This window comes from Rhizobacter sp. (assembly GCF_035702065.1).
Taxonomy (GTDB): domain Bacteria; phylum Pseudomonadota; class Gammaproteobacteria; order Burkholderiales; family Burkholderiaceae_C; genus Rhizobacter.
In genome coordinates this window covers 1-4,084 of record NZ_DASSRA010000413.1, presented here as the reverse complement: position 1 = coordinate 4,084, position 4,084 = coordinate 1, and the positions used below count along the sequence as shown (strand labels likewise).

The 4,084-nt window shown below is 67.2% G+C and carries 5 protein-coding genes; all 5 read right to left on the bottom strand.

Annotated elements, in window-relative coordinates; all coding sequences use genetic code 11:
- The coding region (locus VFL64_RS18205) for a LacI family DNA-binding transcriptional regulator (protein ID WP_489541794.1) at positions 1–73 on the bottom strand (73 nt) is incomplete at its 3' end.
- 5 nt (positions 74–78) lie between these two features.
- The gene (locus tag VFL64_RS18200) at positions 79–1,173 is read right to left on the bottom strand and encodes an ABC transporter ATP-binding protein (protein WP_489541791.1); all 1,095 of its coding nucleotides are present in this window, start codon (positions 1,171–1,173) and stop codon (positions 79–81) included.
- A gap of 24 nt (positions 1,174–1,197) precedes the next feature.
- Positions 1,198–2,124, bottom strand: coding sequence for a carbohydrate ABC transporter permease (locus VFL64_RS18195; RefSeq protein WP_489541793.1), 927 nt, complete (start codon positions 2,122–2,124; stop codon positions 1,198–1,200).
- Positions 2,125–2,146: 22 nt separating this feature from the next.
- A complete protein-coding gene (locus tag VFL64_RS18190; RefSeq protein WP_489541792.1) occupies positions 2,147–3,061 on the bottom strand; it encodes a carbohydrate ABC transporter permease in 915 nt (304 codons plus the stop codon).
- Positions 3,062–3,125: 64 nt separating this feature from the next.
- On the bottom strand, positions 3,126–4,084 hold a 959-nt coding region (locus tag VFL64_RS18185), incomplete at its 5' end, for an ABC transporter substrate-binding protein (RefSeq protein WP_489541790.1).

The following is a 4,084-nucleotide window of genomic DNA, read 5'->3' as shown; positions in this document are numbered from 1 at the left end:
GCCCTGAGATGGCGCGCGAGGCCGTGCCCAGGCCCACTCCGGCCAGGCGTGCAACGTCCTTGATCGTCGCCATGCGGCTTACAAGCGCTGCTGGGACGACAGATCGAACAGCGAGACGTGCGCCGGGTCGATGGAGAACTCGGTGCGCCCCTCGGCGGCCGGCTTGAACTGCGCATCCACTTCGACGGCCAGCGACACACCTTGGGCATCCAGCCACACCACCTGGTTGGAGCCCATCGGCTCGACCAGCGAGATGAGGGCGCTGCCCGCAGCCTTCGCACCCGGCGTGGCGCCTTGCGCAGAGAGGCCGATGTGCTCGGGCCGCACACCCAGCACGGCGGGCAGCTTGTTCTGCGGCGGGTTGGCGAACGGATAGGCCGAGACGTCGAGCACCAGCGTGGGCGAGACAAAGTGCGTGCCGCCGCTGCAGAGTTCGATGCGGCCCTCGATGAAGTTCATGCTGGGCGCGCCCAGGAAGCCCGCCACGAACATGTTGGTGGGCCGGGTGTAGACGGCCGCCGGCGTGTCGATCTGCTGGATCTTGCCGTCCTTCATGACGGCGATGCGGCTGGCCAGCGTCATGGCCTCGACCTGGTCGTGGGTGACGTAGATCATCGTGGCGCCGAGCTGCCGGTGCAGCTGCTTCAGTTCGCGGCGCAGCTCGCCGCGCAGCTTGGCGTCAAGGTTGGAGAGCGGCTCGTCGAACAGGAACACCGCCGCCTCGCGCACCAGTGCCCGGCCGATCGCCACGCGCTGGCGCTGGCCGCCCGAGAGCTGCGCGGGCTTGCGCTGCAGCAGCTCGGTGAGGTGCAGCATCGCGGCCACCCGCTCGACGCGGCGCGCAATCTCGGCGCGCGGCACGCCGGCGATGCGCGGGCCGAACGAGAGGTTCTTCTCGACCGACATCGTCGGGTACAGCGCATACGACTGGAACACCATGCCGATCCCGCGGTCCTTGGGGTCGGCCCAGGTCACGTCCTTGCCGGCGATCTCGACATACCCGTCGTGCGCGTCGATGAGGCCGGCGATGCTGTGCAGCAAGGTCGACTTCCCGCAGCCCGAGGGACCGAGCAGCACCAGGAACTCGCCGCTTTGCACGTCGAGGTTGAGCTTGCTGATGATGTCGACACCCGAGAACTGGATGTCGAGGTTTTCGATGATGACGTTCGACATGATGGTCAGTGAGTTTCGCCGGCGTCAACCCTTGACGGCACCGGCGGTGATGCCGCGCACGAACCAGCGGCCCGAGACGAGGTAGACGACCAGCGGCAGCAGCGAGGTGAGCACGGTGGCGGCCATGTTCACGTTGTAGAGCCGCTCGCCGGTGGTGGTGTTGATGACGTTGTTGAGCTGCACCGTCATCGGCAGGTTCTCGCGCCCGGCGAAGGCCAGGCCGAGCAGGAAGTCGTTCCAGATGTTGGTGATCTGCATGATGAGCGCCACCGCGATGATGGGCAGCGACATGGGCAGCATCAGCTGCAGGAAGATGCGCCAGAAGCCGCCGCCGTCGATGCGCGCCGCCTTGAACAGCTCGAGCGGCATGCTCGCGTAGTGGTTGCGGAACATGAGCGTCATCACCGGCATGCCGAACACGGTGTGGATCAGCACGATGCCGGGCAAGGTGCCGAACAGGCCCACCGCCGCCAGCGCGCGCACCAGCGGGTAGATCATCACCTGGTAGGGCACGAAGGCGCCGAACATCAGCACGCCGAACACCCAGCCGGCCCAGCGCACCCGCCAGAACGAAAGCGCATAGCCGTTGAGCGCCCCCAGGAAGATCGACAGCAGCGTGCTGGGCAGCACGATGGCCACCGAGTTCCAGAAGCCCACCTGGATGCCGCGGCATTCGAGCCCGGTGCAGGCGCTGGACCAGGCCTGCACCCACGGCTCGACGGTGGCGTGCAGCGGCAGCGCGAAGAGGTTGCCCAGGCGGATCTCCTCCATCGGCTTGAAGGAGGTGACCAGCATCACGTACAGCGGCAGCAGGAAGAAGGCCGCCGAGCTGACGAGAAGCGCGTACAGGCCCAGGCGGGCCGGGGTGAGGTGGGCACGCCGGCGCGGCTTGCGCGCGGCGTTCGCGGCAGGCTGCGGTGTGGCGGCAGGCGTGGGGGCGATGGGGGGCATCACGGCGCTCATGGGGTGGCTCTCAGCGGTGGGCCAACCGGCGCGACTGTACCGAGCGGCCATACCACCACGGCAGCAGCAATGCGATCACGGTCAGCAGCATCACCGTGGAAGCGGCCGAAGCCAGGCCCACGTTGGCGCGGTTGAAAAGGTTGTCCATGATGAACTTGGCCGGCACTTCGCTCGCGTTGCCGGGGCCGCCGAGCGTCATGGCCACCACCACGTCGTAGACCTTGACCACGCCAACGGCGAGCAGCACGGTGGCGGTGCCGAACGCCGGGCCGAGCTGCGGCAGCACCACGCTCAGGTAATAGCGCCAGCGCGGCACGCCATCAAGCCGCGCGGCGTTCCACAGCGATTCGTCGATGCCGCGCAGGCCGGCCAGCAGCACCGCCATCACCAGGCCCGAGGCCTGCCACACAGCGGCTGCGACGACGGTGTAGATCACCATGTCCTGGTTGACGATCCAGTCGAAGGTGAAGGCCGGGAAGCCCAGGCCGCGCACCGTGGCCTGAAAGCCGAACTCGGGGTTGAGCATCCACTGCCAGATCAGCCCGGTGGCCACGAACGACATGGCATAGGGGTAGAGAAAGACGGTGCGCAGCACGTTCTCGCCGCGCACGCGCTGGTCGAGCAGCACGGCCAGCAGGAAGCCGATCACGAGGCAGGCGCCGATGAACAGGGCGCCGAAGATCGCCACGTTGTGCACCGAGACCGACCAGCGCTCGCTGTTGAACAGGCGCTCGTACTGCGCGAAGCCGACGAAGTCGTCCTTGGGGAAGATCTTCGAGCTGCTGAACGAGATGCGCACCGACCACAGCATGGTGCCGAGGTACACCACGAGCACCGTCAGTGCCATCGGCAGGAGCGCGATCTGCGCGGCGAAGGTGCGCGCGCGGCGCGCCCCTTTCGCGGCGTGCGGGTTGCGGGCGGTCATGCCGGCCATCAGGAAGTCCTCCGTGCAGGAAGACCAGGGATTGTGGCCAGCATGCCGAACCGCCTCAACCCTTGACCGCGGCCTGCAAGGCCTTCACGGCGTCGTCGACCGACTGCTTGCCGTTCCAGAACTTGGTGATCACGTCCTGCACCGCACCCACCATGTCGGGCGGCATCAGCGCGTCGGGGTTGGCGATCTGGCGCGAGGTGTCCTTCATCGCCTGCACGCCGGCCTGGGCGCAGATGTCCATCTTGCTGCTGTCGACGTCGGTGCGCACCGGGATCGAGCCCTTCTTGTTGTTAAAGGCCACCTGCGTGGTCGGCGAGGTAAACACCGTGGCCAGCTTGTGCTGCGCTTCGATGGCGGCCTTGTCGGTGGTCTTGGGGAACACGAACACGTCGCCACCGACCATGTAGGGCGCGCTCGGGCCGAAGCCGGCGAAGCAGCCGTATTCCTTGCCGGCCGTCTGCTTGGCGGCGGCGAACTCGCCCTTGGCCCAGTCGCCCATGATCTGGAAGCCGGCCTTGCCGCTGATCAGCATGGCGGTGGCGTCGTTCCAGTTGCGGCCCGGCGAGCCCGGGTCCACGTAGCCCTGCAGGCGCTTGAGCGTGGTCAGCGTCTTGCGCATGGCCTCGCTGTTGACGCTGGCGGCATCGTGGTCCTTGAAGAACTTGAGGTAGGCGTCCCTGCCGCCCACGTGCAGCAGCACCGAGTAGAAGGTGATCCACTCCTGCCACGCCTGGCCGCCCAGGGCGAGCGGCACGAGGCCGGCGGCCTTGAGCTTGTCGAGCGCGGTGAAGAACTCGTCCACGTTCTTGGGCTCGCTCGCCACCCCGGCCTTTTGCAGAGCGGCCTTGGAGTACCAGAACCACGAGGGGTTGTGGATGTTCACCGGCACGGCGTAGTAGTGGCCCTTGACCTTGATCGCGTCGACGATGGGCTTGGGCATCCACTTGTCCCAGCCTTCCTTGGCGGCCACCGCGTCGATGTCGTTGAGCTGGCCCTCGGCGATCACGTCGTGGT

What these genes read in the sequence shown, in the direction of transcription:
- VFL64_RS18200 (WP_489541791.1), bottom strand. Translation starts at nt 1,173, where the DNA reads ATGTCGAACGTCATCATCGAAAACCTCGACATCCAGTTCTCGGGTGTC.
- VFL64_RS18195 (WP_489541793.1), bottom strand. Translation starts at nt 2,124, where the DNA reads ATGCCCCCCATCGCCCCCACGCCTGCCGCCACACCGCAGCCTGCCGCG.
- VFL64_RS18190 (WP_489541792.1), bottom strand. Translation starts at nt 3,061, where the DNA reads ATGACCGCCCGCAACCCGCACGCCGCGAAAGGGGCGCGCCGCGCGCGC.